The 15,881-nt window shown below is 46.5% G+C and carries 11 protein-coding genes and 1 tRNA gene; all 12 read left to right on the top strand.

What is annotated here, in order from left to right; translation table 11 throughout:
* Window positions 1–209 precede the first annotated feature (209 nt).
* The 12 genes from ilvB to abc-f all read left to right on the top strand — a co-directional run bounded on the left by ilvB (window position 210) and on the right by abc-f (window position 15,631).
* A complete protein-coding gene (ilvB, locus tag ACWXW9_RS14410; RefSeq protein WP_494929947.1) occupies window positions 210–1,955 on the top strand; it encodes a biosynthetic-type acetolactate synthase large subunit in 1,746 nt (581 codons plus the stop codon).
* Between the two features lies 1 nt (window position 1,956).
* Window positions 1,957–2,442, top strand: coding sequence for an acetolactate synthase small subunit (ilvN, locus tag ACWXW9_RS14405; RefSeq protein ID WP_134910568.1), 486 nt, complete (start codon window positions 1,957–1,959; stop codon window positions 2,440–2,442).
* Window positions 2,443–2,605: 163 nt separating this feature from the next.
* Window positions 2,606–3,598 carry a ketol-acid reductoisomerase gene (gene ilvC, locus ACWXW9_RS14400; protein ID WP_014280566.1) on the top strand — a complete coding sequence of 331 codons (993 nt, stop codon included), beginning with the start codon at window positions 2,606–2,608 and terminating at the stop codon, window positions 3,596–3,598.
* Between the two features lie 124 nt (window positions 3,599–3,722).
* The gene (locus ACWXW9_RS14395) at window positions 3,723–5,264 is read left to right on the top strand and encodes a 2-isopropylmalate synthase (protein ID WP_494929946.1); all 1,542 of its coding nucleotides are present in this window, start codon (window positions 3,723–3,725) and stop codon (window positions 5,262–5,264) included.
* Window positions 5,265–5,468: 204 nt separating this feature from the next.
* Window positions 5,469–6,545, top strand: coding sequence for a 3-isopropylmalate dehydrogenase (leuB, locus tag ACWXW9_RS14390; RefSeq protein WP_044646662.1), 1,077 nt, complete (start codon window positions 5,469–5,471; stop codon window positions 6,543–6,545).
* Window positions 6,546–6,846: 301 nt separating this feature from the next.
* Entirely contained in the window at window positions 6,847–7,386 is a 540-nt protein-coding gene (locus tag ACWXW9_RS14385) for a peroxiredoxin (protein ID WP_014280569.1), read from the top strand.
* 265 nt (window positions 7,387–7,651) lie between these two features.
* Window positions 7,652–8,068, top strand: a complete 417-nt coding sequence (locus tag ACWXW9_RS14380; RefSeq protein ID WP_007429530.1) for a hypothetical protein — start codon at window positions 7,652–7,654, stop codon at window positions 8,066–8,068.
* Window positions 8,069–8,408: 340 nt separating this feature from the next.
* Complete coding sequence (locus tag ACWXW9_RS14375; protein ID WP_134910565.1) at window positions 8,409–9,512, top strand: ATP-binding protein; 1,104 nt, start codon at window positions 8,409–8,411, stop codon at window positions 9,510–9,512.
* Between the two features lie 341 nt (window positions 9,513–9,853).
* Window positions 9,854–11,995, top strand: coding sequence for a putative bifunctional diguanylate cyclase/phosphodiesterase (locus ACWXW9_RS14370; RefSeq protein ID WP_494929945.1), 2,142 nt, complete (start codon window positions 9,854–9,856; stop codon window positions 11,993–11,995).
* Between the two features lie 107 nt (window positions 11,996–12,102).
* Window positions 12,103–12,173: transfer RNA gene (locus ACWXW9_RS14365), tRNA-Gly, on the top strand.
* A gap of 243 nt (window positions 12,174–12,416) precedes the next feature.
* On the top strand, window positions 12,417–13,418 hold the full coding sequence (locus tag ACWXW9_RS14360) for a polysaccharide lyase family 1 protein (protein WP_494929944.1): 1,002 nt from the start codon (window positions 12,417–12,419) through the stop codon (window positions 13,416–13,418).
* 374 nt (window positions 13,419–13,792) lie between these two features.
* Window positions 13,793–15,631, top strand: coding sequence for a ribosomal protection-like ABC-F family protein (abc-f, locus tag ACWXW9_RS14355; RefSeq protein ID WP_494929943.1), 1,839 nt, complete (start codon window positions 13,793–13,795; stop codon window positions 15,629–15,631).
* The last annotated feature ends 250 nt before the right edge of the window (window positions 15,632–15,881 follow it).

Genomic DNA, 15,881 nt, shown 5'->3' with positions numbered 1-15,881 from the left:
TCTACGTTACAGACGCCAGATATGGAGATCCTTTGTGATTTCTGTACCTGCCAAGGTTCGATATTGCGAAATATCGGGCAAACACGGGTGGTACCACGGAAGCTACAGCCTTTCGTCCCTCAGTAACAGCAAGTCTGTTCTAGGGATGGAAGGTTTTTTTGTTTTTACAAATGTCAGATGTATGTAAATTTTGTAAAGGAGGATGACCAATGAGTGCACAAATTCCTGAAGTTCGGTCAACCGATGAATTACGTGAAAAGTGGATGAAACCTGAAGTGATTACAGGTTCGGAAATTTTGCTTCGTAGCCTGTTGCTGGAGGGAGTAGATTGTGTCTTCGGATACCCCGGTGGTGCAGTGCTTTACATTTATGATGCCATGTACGGCTTTGAGGATTTCAAGCATGTCCTCACCCGTCACGAGCAGGGAGCCATTCATGCGGCAGATGGTTACGCACGTGCCAGCGGTAAAGTCGGCGTCTGTATCGCGACTTCCGGACCTGGAGCAACCAACTTGGTAACCGGCATTGCGACGGCTTTTATGGATTCGGTGCCGTTAGTGGTCATCACAGGCAACGTTATATCCTCCCTGATCGGCACGGACGCTTTCCAGGAAGCTGATATCACGGGAATCACGATGCCGATTACGAAGCACAGCTATCTGGTAAGAGATGTAGAGGATCTGCCGCGAATCATTCATGAGGCGTTCCATATTGCCAACACGGGCCGCAAGGGTCCGGTACTGATTGATATTCCGAAGGATATATCAGCAGCCCAAACGCTATTTGTTCCGCAAACGGGACCTGTGACCATGCGAGGTTATAACCCGAAGGTATTGCCAAACAAAATTCAGCTAGACAAGCTGACTCAGGCTATTGCTGAAGCGGAACGCCCATTTATTCTGGCAGGTGGCGGGGTTGTATACTCCGGCGGACATGAGGCACTTTACGAGTTTGTTCGCAAAACGGAAATTCCGATTACGACAACATTGCTGGGATTGGGCGGTTTCCCAAGTGGTCATGAACTGTGGACGGGAATGCCGGGGATGCACGGAACGTACACCTCCAATCTGGCGATTCAACAGTCGGATTTGCTAATCTGTATCGGTGCCCGCTTTGATGACCGGGTGACAGGCAAGCTGGACGGCTTTGCTCCTCACGCCAAAATCGTCCATATTGATATCGATCCTGCTGAAATCGGTAAAAACGTACCGACAGACATTCCGATTGTAGGCGATGTGAAAGCGGTACTGGAATTGCTGAATCAGGATGTGAAACGCGCGAATCGAGCGGATGCATGGAGAGCGCAAATTCAACAATGGAAAAATGAGAAGCCTTATTCTTATAAGGATTCGGATACAGTGCTTAAGCCACAATGGGTTGTCGAGCTGCTGGATGAAACGACCAAAGGCGGCGCAATCGTAACGACGGACGTGGGTCAGCATCAAATGTGGGCGGCGCAGTATTATAAATTTAATCAGCCGCGCTCATGGGTAACATCCGGTGGGCTGGGCACGATGGGATTTGGTTTCCCTTCCGCGATCGGCGCTCAGATGGCAAATCCCGACAGACTGGTTATCTCCATTAACGGAGACGGCGGTATGCAGATGTGTTCGCAGGAACTGGCCATTTGTGCAATCAATAACATCCCGGTCAAAATCGTAATTATCAACAATCAGGTGCTGGGGATGGTTCGACAATGGCAGGAATTGATCTATGACAATCGCTATAGCCATATTGATCTGGCCGGAAGCCCGGATTTTGTGAAACTGGCTGAGGCATACGGCGTAAAAGGACTGCGTGCTACGAATAAGGAAGAGGCACGTCGGGCTTGGCAGGAGGCGCTTGATACACCCGGACCGGTCGTTGTCGAGTTTGTGGTCAGCAAGGAAGAGAATGTATATCCGATGGTGACGCAAGGTTCGACGATTGATCAAATGCTGATGGGGGACGAGTAAAATGACGATTAAAAATACCATTGCTGTACTGGTAAATGATCATCCCGGCGTTTTGCAGCGTGTGTCCGGCCTGTTCGGTCGCCGTGGTTTTAACATTGAGAGCATTACCGTGGGTCAATCGGAGGAAGCTGGATTATCCCGTATGGTCATTGTGACCATAGGAGATAAGAACAATCTGGAGCAGATCGAGAAGCAGCTTTACAAGCTGGTTGATGTAATCAAGGTTATTGATCTTAGCTCCAAGCCGATGGTTGCGCGGGAATTGGCGATGATTAAGGTGAAGGCAGAACCACCTCAGCGGCCAGAAATTATGGGCGTCGTGGAAACGTTCAGAGCAGCCGTAGTTGATGTTGGAACGACGAGCTTGATTGTTCAGGTCATTGGTGATACCGAAAAAATTGATGCCATGATCGAGTTATTGAAGCCTTATGGTATTCGTGAGCTGACCCGAACCGGGGTTACAGCCATGATACGTGGCAATGCTTAATACGGAGCTTTAACGAATTACCGCTTATAGCGCATTACATCAATAAAGAACCGCCCTCATAAGAGCGGGGGCTCGAAGAGATTTTCAAGTTTTGGTAACGAGGCAGAGTCTCTTGGAGTACCCGCTCATTATGAAGGGTCCAATTAAAAGGAGGAAATTAACCATGGCAGTTACAACGTACTACGAAAAAGATGCAGAGCTCAGCGTATTGAAAGGAAAAACGGTTGCCGTTATCGGTTACGGTAGCCAAGGACATGCTCAAGCACAAAACTTGCGTGACAGTGGTCTGAATGTTGTTATCGGTTTGCGTGAAGGTAAATCAGCAGATGTTGCAAGAAACGACGGTTTTGAAGTTCTGAACGTGGCTGATGCAACGAGCCGTGCAGATGTGGTTCAAATTTTGTTGCCGGATGAAACACAAGCTTCTGTGTACAAAAATGAAATTGAACCTAACCTGAAAAAAGGCGCAGCTCTTTTATTCTCCCATGGTTTCAACGTTCATTTCGGACAAATCGTTGCTCCTAAAGATAGCGATGTACTGCTGGTTGCTCCAAAATCCCCAGGTCATATGGTACGTCGTACCTATGTAGAAGGCTTTGGCGTACCGGGTCTGATCGCAATCGAGCAGGATGCAACAGGTCAAGCGAAAGAAATCGGTCTTGCTTATGCCAAGGGTATTGGCTGTACACGTGCAGGCGTGATCGAAACCTCCTTCCGTGAAGAAACGGAAACGGATCTGTTCGGTGAGCAAGCGGTATTGTGTGGCGGCGTGAGCGCACTCGTTAAAGCAGGTTTTGAAACGTTGACTGAAGCAGGATATGCTCCTGAGATGGCTTACTTCGAATGCTTGCATGAGCTTAAGCTAATCGTTGACCTGATGTATGAAGGCGGATTGGCAACAATGCGCGATTCCATCAGTAACACAGCGGAATATGGCGACTATGTAACTGGACCACGTATCGTAACAGAAGATACGAAGAAAGCAATGAAAGACGTATTGACTGACATTCAACAAGGTAAATTTGCTCGTGACTTTATCCTTGAAAATCAATCCGGACGTGCATTCCTGACGGCTACTCGCCGTAATGAAGCTAACCATCCGATTGAAGTGGTGGGCGGACAATTGCGTGAAATGATGCACTGGATCAAAAAATAAGATCTTTTTGTACAACGAGTTCGAAAACATGATTCATTTATAAGGTAATCTTACAATGCGGCCCTGCTTATTGCGTGAGCCGCATTGTAATTTAATGCTTCTATCCTAAGGGAGGTGCGTTGCGTTGCGCAAAATATATATATTTGACACAACGTTGAGAGACGGAGAACAGTCACCTGGTGTGAACTTGAATACCCGCGAGAAAGTAGAGATCGCCTACCAGTTGGAAAAGCTGGGTATCGACCGTATGGAAGCTGGCTTTCCGGCTGCTTCTCCGGGTGACCTGGCTGCTGTCAATGCAGTCGCCAAGGCTGTCAAAAATTCAACGGTTATTGGTCTTTCGCGTGCGAGGGAACAGGATATTGATGCGGTCCGCGAGGCACTTAAGGGAGCTCAGGACCCATGTATCCATATCTTTTTGGCAACTTCTCCGATTCACCGTCAGCATAAGCTGCGGATGGAGAAGGCTCAGGTATTGGAAACCGCTCGTTCAGCCATTCGTTACGGGTTAAAATATTTGCCCAAGGTAGAGTTTTCCCTGGAGGATGCAGGTCGTACAGAGCTTGATTTTGTAGTGGAAATGGTCACCATGGCTGTACAGGAAGGCGCGTCTGTCGTCAATATTCCAGATACCGTGGGTTACTTGACACCTTATGAATACGGCAACATTTTCAAGCATATTAAGGAAAATGTGGTTGGTGTGGAAAAGATTCAATTAAGCGCACATTGCCACAACGACTTGGGAATGGCTACGGCGAATACACTGGCTGCGATCCTGAACGGGGCGGATCAGATTGAAGGAACTATTAACGGTATTGGTGAACGCGCCGGAAATACCGCTATTGAGGAAATCGCAATGGCGCTGGAGACGAGACAGGAATTTTTCCAGGCCAAAACGTCTCTGCAACTGTCCGAGATTGCACGTACGAGCCGTATGGTCAGCCGTCTGACGGGTATGGTCGTGCCGGGCAACAAGGCGATTGTTGGAGCGAATGCTTTTGCGCATGAATCGGGCATTCACCAGGATGGCATGTTGAAGGAAAAAACGACCTACGAAATCATGACGCCGGAAAGTATTGGTCTGAAGGAAAGCAAGCTGGTACTGGGCAAGCATTCCGGTCGCCATGCTTTCCGAGAACGTTTGATCGAGCTGGGCTACGAATTGAGCGAAGAGGAGCTGAACCGCTCTTTCGGACAGTTCAAGGATTTGGCTGATAGGAAGAAAGAAGTATCGGATGATGATATCCTGGCGCTACTGGAAGAAAAACTGGCCGATTCACCGGAAGTCTTCAAGCTGGAAACGATTTTCGTAACCTATGGCAACGAGGCTACACCTTCCGCCAAGGTACGTCTGGTTACCGACGAAGGTCAGGTTATTGAGACGGAAGCTGAAGGGAACGGTTCGGTCGATGCGATTTACAATGCGATTGACCAAGCCAGCAGCGAGGCAGTCGTTCTTTCGGATTACTCGATCAAGTCTGTTACCCAAGGTAAGGATGCTCTGGGTGAAGTGCATGTCGTGTTGACCCAAAACGATCTGTCTGTACAGGGACGTGGGGTAAGCACTGACATTCTGGAAGCAAGTGCCCGCGCTTATGTGGATGCCTTGAATGGCTTGATCGACAAGCGTAAAACCTATAGCAATCGTGTAGATTACAAGTCCTAAGGATTGCAAATCAAGCAATTTGGAGTTTACAGGATCGGGTATTTCCGGTCCTGTTTTGTTTTGTCTTACTACAGATTTTCAGCTTATAGGCTAAGCCTATTAAATTGATAGATTCTATATCTTGGTCAAAACCCTGCCATGTATGTTACAAAGAAGGTATAAATAATACGCCCGTAAGGCTGTAAAACAAGAGGAGTGTACGTGATGGCAGACGTGAAAAAGATTGCGGTAATAGCTGGGGACGGAATCGGACCGGAAGTGGTCGCTGAGGCAGAGAAAATTTTGAAGCGTACGGAGGAAGTGTTTGGCCATTCATTTGAAACGGAGCATGCACTGTTCGGTGGAATTGCCATTGATGAGAAGGGTACACCATTGCCGCAAGAAACGCTGGCTGTCTGCCAATCTGCAGATGCCGTACTTTTGGGAGCCGTAGGTGGTCCCAAGTGGGATAACAATCCGAAGGAGCTTCGCCCTGAAACAGGGCTGCTGGGTATACGCAAAGAGCTGGGCCTGTTCTCCAATCTTCGTCCGGCTGTCGTCTTTGATTGTCTTAAGGACGCATCGACACTGAAACCTGAAGTGCTGGAAGGTACGGATCTGATCGTTGTGCGCGAGCTGACAGGTGGCATCTACTTCGGTGAGAAGTTCAGACGTGAAAGCCCGCAGGGTGAGGAAGCTGTCGATACATGCGCATATAATGTAACGGAAGTGGAGCGCATTGTTCGCCAATCTTTCGAAATTGCACAGAAGCGTCGCAAAAAGCTTGCATCAGTCGACAAGGCCAATGTGCTGGAAACTTCCCGTTTGTGGCGCGAAGTGGTTAACCGGGTCGCCGTGGACTATCCGGATGTTGAGCTGGAGCATGTACTGGTTGATAACTGCGCAATGCAATTGCTGCGTCGCCCGTCCAGCTTTGACGTCATCGTGACGGAAAATATGTTCGGCGATATCCTTAGTGACGAAGCGGCTATGCTGACTGGTTCCATCGGTATGCTGTCCTCTGCTTCTCTCGGAGAAGGCAGCTTCGGTCTGTACGAGCCGGTTCACGGCTCAGCACCGGACATTGCGGGTCAAGGACTTGCTAATCCGATTGCTACGATCCTGTCCGTTGCTTTAATGTTCCGTATGACTTTCGGATATGAGAAAGCTGCTGACGCCATTGAGAAGGCGGTAGCAGAGGTACTGGATGCCGGACATCGCACAGCCGATATCGCGGTGGATAAATCCAAGGCCATCTCGACAACCCAAATGGGTGATTTGATCGCAGCGGCTATTCGATAAAAGCTTAGCGGCTTCCTTGAAATAAGGTAGCTGATTATACAGCAAGTGCATGATACAGCAGCTCCTGAGCCATCAGGGGCTGCTGTTATATCCGGAAGTGTACAACCTGATGAATGTGTATAAATTGTGAATTTTTAAAAGCTAGTTTAAAGTAATTCTAAAAAAGTAATGGTTACAATGTTGACTTTGATTTCTGCGAATGATAACATTTATCAAGTAGGTTGTTTTAATACAATACAGATGATTGAGGAAAACACATTTGATGTTTTTCTTACATATTTTAAAAGGAGGATTTCATATTATGGCAGAAAGATTGGTAGGAAGACCCGCACCTGATTTTGCATTGGAAACAGTGACTGGAGACGGTCAAGAATTTGGTTCGGTGAAGCTTTCCGATTATCGTGGCAAATGGCTCGTATTCTTCTTCTATCCACTGGATTTCACTTTTGTGTGCCCAACAGAAATCACAGCATTGAGCGATGCTGCTGACCAATTTAAAGAGCTGGATACTGAAATTCTGGGTATCAGTGTAGACTCCGTACACAGCCACAAAGCATGGATCAACACAGCTAAAGAAAACAACGGATTGGGCAAACTGAACTTCCCGTTGGCTTCTGATATCACGAAAAAAACAGCAAGTGATTATGGCGTTCTGATCGAAGAAGAAGGAGTTGCATTGCGCGGCTTGTTCATCATTGATCCTGAAGGCGAATTGAAATATCAAGTGGTTAACCACAACGACGTAGGTCGTAGTGTAGAAGAAACATTGCGTGTACTACAAGCTTTGCAATCTGGCGGCTTGTGCGCAATGAACTGGAAACCAGGCGACAAAAACCTGTAATATAAGCTTTAGAAGAAGTTGAACATTAAACTTGCAAGCCCCCAACAAGCGGTTTTTTACCGACATTGGGGGCTTGCTTGCCTATGTTATGCAGGAAAAGAGTTTATGATTATGTGTGTTTGAAGTGAACAGTGCAGGGTGAAATAAGAAATAATTGTGGAAATGTTACTGTGTTTTGGAGGAATTTCAACTGGTGAAAGCGAATAAGGTAACATAGAGGATAAACAAGGCAGAACAGGTTTTGTTCAGAGGAGGCTGAGCCCGGATGAGTTATTGCTGTGGAGCAAGCATGGTAGGAACCAAGGGAACGCTGAAGCATTACCGCACCCAAGTTCATAATGTTCCTTTGCTGTTTTGCCCGGTATGTCGTCGTATTGAGGTCCATTATAAAGTCGAGAATGAGTATGAAATTTTGGCTGAGTATGCACATGGAGACGGGGCAAGCGAGATTGATTTTCAGGACTACGTCATGGAAGATGATGATACGATATTTGAGAATTGTGTGAATCGGGAGAGTGAAGATGCGTTTGAAATTGTGAAGCGCCAAATTGACATGTCCCTGGATTTATTGATGGTAGCTAAACAGATGAACGATGAAAAATGGCAGGGAGAGCTCAAGAGAAGACTGGCTGTTATGAGCCAGAGACGCTCTCGGCTTCAGCATAATAAGAGCGGCAGTTGACATCCTACACACCAAAGAAGCTCTCACACTGGAGAGCTTTTTTGGTGTGTAGGGCGCTTATTCCTAACTTATTATTTCGTTTTTGGTAATGTTGCGCAGATATTATGACGAAAGAAAACAGGATAAAAATGTGAATTCGACACTTTTTCCGGTTGACTGGAATCCTAAGTCTTGTCTATCATAAAATTAGACTCTCAATTGGACAGAGATGGTCGGAATTTTATGAATCTGTTTTCTAACCGTTGAAGGGTAGTCGATAGATGATGTCTTTCTCTTCTTCAATAATGTTAAGCGTCCGATACGGCCAGTTTATCATTCCGAAACAAGGGGGAAGCCTGGCATGATCAGTGAATTCCAAGAAGCCTTGCTTGATACCGTGGGAGCTTGCCCTTCCACACAGATCGCCAATAACAAGTATGAAAATGTGCTGGAGAACCTGGATAGTGGTATCATGCTGTTTGACAGTGACGGGGTACTGACCTTTATTAACGTGCAAATGGCCAAACTGCTGGAACTGCCGCGTAGTTCGCTGGCAGGTCGCAACTTGATGCAAATTTTGCATCATCCCGAGTTAAGCCGATTTAAGAAGAAGAAAATTATGCGAATTTACAAAGAGACAATCTTTCATAGAAAGCGCTATCATGAGTTGATTGATGAGTATGGCCGGCATTGGTTGATTACGGTGACCTACGGGGATCAGATGGATGGCGATTTTTTGTTCAGTGTCAAGGATGTGTCGGATTATAAGCAAATTGAGCAGACGGCGTATCAAAATGACAAGCTCGCGATGTTAGGCCGCATTTCCGCCTCGATTGCTCATGAAATCCGTAACCCGCTTACCGCCATCCGGGGCTTTATTCAATTACTGCGGCCGCATCTGGTGGAGCTGGGAAGAGATGAGTATGCTCGTATTATTTTGACAGAGATAGATCGCGCGAATGACATTATTTATGAGTTTCTGAATTCGTCCAAGCCTTCAGCTCCGCAAAAAACCGCTGTACCTGTGATGGGTCTGCTGAAAGAGGTTGTGATGCTGACCGAAAGCGAGGCGCTGATGAAGGGTTGCCAGATCGCGCTGGATGAAAATAGTACGCTCATGAAGGTTTCCATTGATGTAAAGCAGATTAAGCAGGTCATTCTCAATATGATCAAAAATGCAATGGATGCCATCGAAGGTATCGGAGAAGACCGTGAGGGATGCATTGATATCCATACGGTGCTGGAAGGTTCGTATGTTCATATTTGCATTGAAGATAACGGTTTGGGAATGGATCACAATACATTATCACGTTTATTTGATCCATTTTTTACAACGAAAGAAAGTGGTACCGGCTTGGGACTGGCAGTGAGCTATCGGATCATCAAAAATCACGGGGGCTTTATTCATGTAGACAGTACACATGGAAAGGGAACACAGTTTAAAATCACGCTTCCTGTAGTTTAGTGTTCTGGGACTTTCACAAAGGGATGTAGTAGGTACTGATTCTTTTGTGTTGTACAGAACTGGGGCATAGGTATCACTCATTTGAAAAAGACCGGATAGAGCGCATGATCTGAAGAGATGATGCGCTTTTTTGGTTCTGGAAGCTTATTTATTTGCGTAAATACGAAAATGGAATAATGAATATAAGACTAAAAAATGATTCACCTTTCACAGATTAAATGTTATTATGTACCATAATCCATATTTATTTTTGATACTAAAGACTTAAAAAACGGCTTCCAAAGCTGTCAAACGTCTTAGATGATCGGAATTTCCGATATGCAGGGGGCTGAAGAGGCTGAATGAGTACACGGCTGGAAGTAAAGAAAACGATAGGCATCGGCATTGCTGCGCTAGTTCTGTTTGTCTTGGTTCAGTTATTTCATGTAACTTTGAATAAGCTATACTCCCATAATGTTTTTTTCTTGCTATACCCCATTGCAGGATTCGCCTGTGCGGCGATCTGTTTCTCTATTTTTCATCAATCCTGGTCGGTTTTGCTGGAGCAGTTATCCTGGCAGAGACTTCTCATCGCGCCCACATTTCTGGTGGCTGGTCTGCTTTACCTTGTTCATATCGTCTCGTTTAGTTTTGTTAGCCTGACGGACTTTGTTTTGTCTCCGGATATTTCGCTGTGGCTTCTTTATGTGAACCGTGTCTTCACCTCTATTATGCTTATAGTCATTTGCTCCCTCCCCTTTAGAAAAGCCGAATCAGGGTACAAGAAAACCGCTTTATGGATAGGGATATGTTTTATTTTGCTAATCCTCGGGACCATTCAGATATACGAGTCGTACTTACCGGATCTGCGTATAAGGCACGAGGTGGACAATCCGGGGTGGATCTTGAACTGGGTTATCCTGTTTCTGCTTGTATCCAATTTTATTTTGGGTGCACGAAAATATTCCCGACATCTCCCAGCGGAACTTGGTATGTTGCTTATGCTTCGCGGGATTGGGCTGTGTATCGTGAGCCAGTTGTTTTATTTGTCCTCCCGGCAAATGAGTGATATAAATCACCTTATGGGACTTTTGATGAATGCTATTGCATTCTATGATCTGCTGAGCGGATTGGTTCGGCTAATGGTCCTTGTTCCATACCAGGAAAAGAAGGCGGCAGAATCTGAATTTAATTACATAGCCTATTATGACGATATCACAGGGCTGCCGAATCGTCGCCGTCTTTCACAACGTCTCGAGCAATCTCTGCGCAATTCATTAAAACCCGATGAAACGGCAACACTTTTAATACTGAATATTGACCGATTCAAAACCATTAACGATTCACTGGGGCATACGGCAGGGAATTATTTGCTCTATGTTGTAGGCGAACGCTTGGAGCATTTTTGCCGTGAAGGCGAGGATGTTTTCAGCATGGGCGGAGATGAGTTTGCGTTTCTTCTCACGGGCTACAAGGATATAGATGCCATGAAAAATCGTATTGATGATATGGTAAAGTTGTTTGAGCAGCCTTTTGATATTAATGGTGAATATTATCATGTTATGGTGAGTATGGGAATAGCTTTGTACCCACTGGATGCCACTCAGGGTGAGCAGCTCATTCAGCACGCGGATACCGCTGTTCATAATGCCAAGGAGCAGGGAGTGAATTTTCAGCGGTATACCAGTGGGATGCAGATGCGGGCGCAGGAAAGGCTCCAATTGGAAAATGATTTGCGGCGCGCGCTCGAAAATGAGGAATTTTCACTGGTGTATCAACCGCGTGTTCATTTGCAAAGTGGTGAACTGACAAGCTTGGAGGCACTGGTGCGTTGGAATCATCCTCATCGTGGAATGGTGATGCCGGGAGATTTTATTCCGGTGGCCGAAGAAAGTGGTCTGATCGTGCCTTTGGGGGAATGGGTGCTACGGGAAGCGTGCCTGCAAAACAAGCGCTGGCAGAAGGTCGGATACCAGCCGATTCCGATATCGGTGAATCTATCCATGCGCCAATTTCAGCAAAAAAAGCTGGTGGATGTGATTCGTGGCATTTTGACCTATACGGAACTGGAACCGTGTTATCTGGAACTGGAGATTACAGAGAGTATGACTTTTGATAAGGATCGAGCCTTTGATCAACTGAAAAAAATAAAAGCTATTGGTGTCGCAATCAGTATCGATGATTTTGGAACAGGCTATAGCTCGTTGCATTATTTGAAAAATCTTCCGATTGACCGTCTTAAAATTGACCGTTCCTTTGTCAATGAGGTGCTGGTGGACAGCAAAAATGCGGCTATTGTGTCGACCATTGCCTCCATGGCCCACCATTTGAAGCTGAAGGTTACGGCTGAAGGAGTGGAAAATGAGGGTCAGCTCCAATTTTTACAGGCTCAGGATTGCCATGAGGGACAAGGCTATTATTTCAGTCGGCCCATTCCGGCAGAATCTTTTGAAAACTTGTTTTTGCGCAAACCTATGAATTGGCTGGTTCAGGATGGTATGTAGTTTGCTTGCAATTTACAGGCAGGTAAGTTATACTAGATAACATCTTGATTCTGCTGGTTGACAACATTTTGATTATGTCATATATAAGAATTGAGATATTCTAAAGTGCGGGTGTAGTTCAATGGTAGAACTTCAGCCTTCCAAGCTGATAGCGTGGGTTCGATTCCCATCACCCGCTTTGCCGTAAAAATGATTGAAGCCCTTGCGACGCAAGGGTTTTTATTTTATTTTGTCCATAGTTCGACGTTGACAGACTCCTTTTTAAATGGGGCAATTGGATTACATATAGATTAGCCGGGATGCCAATCGGGTGTCCAGGCTTGTTTGCGTTCTTACGAACTATTTTACACTATTATACAAAATTAAAACTAATTGCTTCGCTTTCATGCTATAAATAAACAGATAAAAAGAACTAACCTTTGTGCTTTTCGCTTTTCTAGCAACCTCTACGTTCGCTGCGGCTGATTTCCCGAATACGCCGACGAATGGACTTTCAGGCTTTGCCGGACAGGCCAAAAATGAAAGTGGAGCTTCCAAGCCCAGCACAACCGGGGGCAAAAACGGTCAGGTTATCTATATCAACAATCTTAACGATTTGAAAAACCAGTTAGGGGATTCCACTCCCAAAACCCTGGTGATTGAAAAAAATATTTCTGCCTCATCTAAAACCGTCGTCAATATTGGTTCCAACAAATCGCTTATTGGTTCATACGCGCAAAACAAACTGGTTAATATTCATTTGAAAACAACGGCTAATTCCGGTAATGTGATCTTCCAAAAATTGACTTTTGAACATAGTGCCAGCATTAACGATAATGATGATATTCAGCTTTATCTTACTGCGGGCACGAACTATTGGATTGATCATGTCACTTTTGCAGGTCACAATTATGATTCCAATGATTCAGATCTGGACAAGCTTTTGTATGTAGGACAATCGGCTGATTATGTAACCATCAGTAATTCCAAATTTGCTAATCATAAGTACGGTCTCATTCTGGGTTATCCTGATGACGGCAATAAAAGCTATGATGGCTTACCTCATATCACTATCGCCAATAATTATTTTGAAAATTTGCAAGTTCGCGGGCCTGGGCTTATGAGATATGGATATTTCCATGTTAAAAATAATTACATCAATAATTTTCAGTTGGCCTACACGATAGCTACGAATGCAAGAATCTACTCAGAGTACAACTATTTTGGAAAAGGTAGCGAAAAGGGTGGCATTCTGGATGATAAAGCAAATGGCGAATTTAAAGACGTGGGCAGCTTTCCAGCCATCACCAACCAAAAGTCGCGGGTGACCAACTGGAGTCCGAGCAAGAACTACAGTTATCAAGTTCAAACTCCTGAATATACAAAGGAGTTTGTAACTAAATATGCAGGCTCATCCAATACAACCCTGGTATTCGGAAAATAATTTTGATGCACAATGGATTTGCAAATACGTTCTGATCTGCTATACTGGCTGCAAGCAAGTATTCCGTGAAAAGGAAGGTAACTATACGTCCGATGAAGTAAGCACACTGATTTTCCCCATAAACTGCACAGTTACTGGCAGGCGGCTGTATGCTGCAACGGGAGAAGTGTGTCTGAAATGAGGTTTGGGACGTGTACGTTTGCTCCGTAACGGGACTATGCTTTTTTCCGTTTACGGTTCTCTTTCTCATAAACGTATGTTCTGAAACGATTCATAGCAGTCATTCTATATTCCTTGTATGCAAGCCGCAGCCTTCTGCGGCTTTTTTTATTGCTTTCGGTATTGGAACCGGACAGGGAAAGGATGATTACCATATGAAAACCATTTTGCGTATTCGCAATGTGATAAAGGATTGGAACGGAACGTCTTTGTTTGAGAATGTATCAATGGATGTGACGGAGGGGGAACGGCTCGCCCTGTTCGGAAGAAATGGAGCCGGCAAAACGACGCTATTGCGGATACTGTTAGGCGACGAGGCGCCGACTTCAGGTAAGGTAGAGCATGAATTACCACTGGAGGAGCGGGGTTGGCTGAAGCAGCAGGACACCATTCAATCCGCCCGAACTGCACTTGAGGCGGCACAGCAGGCCAGTCCTGAGCATTGGCGAGTCAGGATGACGCTGAAGCAACTGGAGGCCGAAATTGCCCATAAGGGAGAGGAAGCAGAGCGTCATCTGGAGCAATATGGCGAGCTGATGGATGAGTACGAGCGGCTGCAAGGCTTTGCGTGGGAGTCCGAAGTGGAAAAGGCGCTGACCCGGATGGGCATGCCTGCTGAGACGTGGCCTATTGCCTATGGTGACCTGAGCGGAGGGCAGAAGACGAGAGTGCGGTTGGCCGGACTGATGGTCAGACAGCCGAAGCTGCTGGTGCTGGATGAACCGACCAACCATTTGGATGCCGAAAGTCTGGTTTGGCTGGAGCAGTGGCTGTCCACATATCAAGGGACGCTGTTGTTTGTATCGCATGACAGAGCCTTTTTGGATCGGGTAGCTACAGGCATATGTGAGCTGACGTCAACGGGCATTCGGCGCTATAAGGGTGGCTATACGGAATATAAGGCGCATAAGGAACGGGAGCTGCGGGAGCAGGAAGCCAACTATCGGAAGCAGGAATTGGCACGGCAGGCATTGGAGGAGACGATCCGAAATTATCGGGAATGGTTCCATCAGGCGCACCGGGCAGCTTCCAATGTGGAAATGGCCGTTACGCAAAGCTTTTATAAGGCCAAGGCTAATAAAAATATTTCCCGTTATCATGCGAAGGAGAAGGAGCTGGAACGGCTGGAGGCCAACCGGGTTGAGCAGCCGCGCGAAGTAGCATCTTTGCAAATGAAATTAAGTGACAGCGGGTTTCAGGCCAAATATCTGCTGCGCGCCGAGCATGTCTCTTTTAGCTACGACGACCATACCATTGTGCAGGATCTCAACCTGAACATTGCACGTGGCGATCGCCTGGCTGTTCGGGGACCCAATGGGATTGGCAAAACAACGCTGCTACGGCTGTTGACGGGTCAGCTGGAGCCGTATAAGGGTAAGATCACAGCGAATCCACAGCTGAAAATCGGTTATTTTTCACAGGAACTGGAGCAGCTTCCAGAGGAACAGACATTGCTGGATAGTTTGCTTGCGCTCCCCACCATGACGCAGACGGAAGCGAGAACGGTGCTGGGATGCTTTCTTTTTGCCAGAGAAGATGTGTTCAAGAGGATCGGGACGCTTAGTATGGGTGAGAGATGCAGGGTGGCCTTTTTACGCTTGTATTTTAGCGGAGCCAGCCTGCTGGTGCTGGATGAGCCGACCAATTATTTTGACATTGAAACCCGTGAGATTGTAGAGGAGTCCTTGCGCAGTTACGGCGGGGCGCTGGTGCTTGTCTCGCATGACCGGGAGCTGGTGCGCCGGACGGCAACCCGTTTGCTTGATATGCAGCCTGGAGGCGTCTATGAAATCTACGAAGGGACCGCCGACGAAAAGCAGGAAGATCAGCAGAACCGTCAACAGGAACCAGAGGATCAGGAGCAGCGTGAGGAGCGTCTAAGATTGCAGTTGCGTCTTACGGAGCTGATGGGTACGGTCGGGCTGGACGATGAAAATGAGGAACTGTTGTCAGAAATCAGGCGTATTCGTGCCAAACTGGATCAGTCGGATTAAACGGCTGCGTCAGAATGGGTAAAACCGTATGCCCGGCTTGCCAAAGCGCTAGGGTTTGCATATAATAATGAGCAATAGTTCGAAATTTGAAAATGTCTTGATGGAGAAGAGTAGGCAGTGTCTGATTGAACAGGGAGGAAGCGCCGTAGGATTGAGAGCGTTTCTGCAAAACAAGGCTGTTGAAGTTCGCTCCGGAGCAGTTCCTTGAACCTCGTATGCCATTTGTAGATGGCAAGCGGGCAAGTAGGGG

The sequence above is a fragment of the Paenibacillus sp. LT-B23 genome (assembly GCF_059417685.1).
This window is presented reverse-complemented; position numbering and strand designations above follow the sequence as displayed.

What these genes read in the sequence shown, in the direction of transcription:
- ACWXW9_RS14380 (WP_007429530.1), top strand. Translation starts at nt 7,652, where the DNA reads ATGAGTTATTGCTGTGGAGCAAGCATGGTAGGAACCAAGGGAACGCTG.
- leuB (WP_044646662.1), top strand. Translation starts at nt 5,469, where the DNA reads ATGGCAGACGTGAAAAAGATTGCGGTAATAGCTGGGGACGGAATCGGA.
- ilvN (WP_134910568.1), top strand. Translation starts at nt 1,957, where the DNA reads ATGACGATTAAAAATACCATTGCTGTACTGGTAAATGATCATCCCGGC.
- ilvC (WP_014280566.1), top strand. Translation starts at nt 2,606, where the DNA reads ATGGCAGTTACAACGTACTACGAAAAAGATGCAGAGCTCAGCGTATTG.
- ACWXW9_RS14375 (WP_134910565.1), top strand. Translation starts at nt 8,409, where the DNA reads ATGATCAGTGAATTCCAAGAAGCCTTGCTTGATACCGTGGGAGCTTGC.
- ilvB (WP_494929947.1), top strand. Translation starts at nt 210, where the DNA reads ATGAGTGCACAAATTCCTGAAGTTCGGTCAACCGATGAATTACGTGAA.
- ACWXW9_RS14370 (WP_494929945.1), top strand. Translation starts at nt 9,854, where the DNA reads ATGAGTACACGGCTGGAAGTAAAGAAAACGATAGGCATCGGCATTGCT.
- abc-f (WP_494929943.1), top strand. Translation starts at nt 13,793, where the DNA reads ATGAAAACCATTTTGCGTATTCGCAATGTGATAAAGGATTGGAACGGA.
- ACWXW9_RS14385 (WP_014280569.1), top strand. Translation starts at nt 6,847, where the DNA reads ATGGCAGAAAGATTGGTAGGAAGACCCGCACCTGATTTTGCATTGGAA.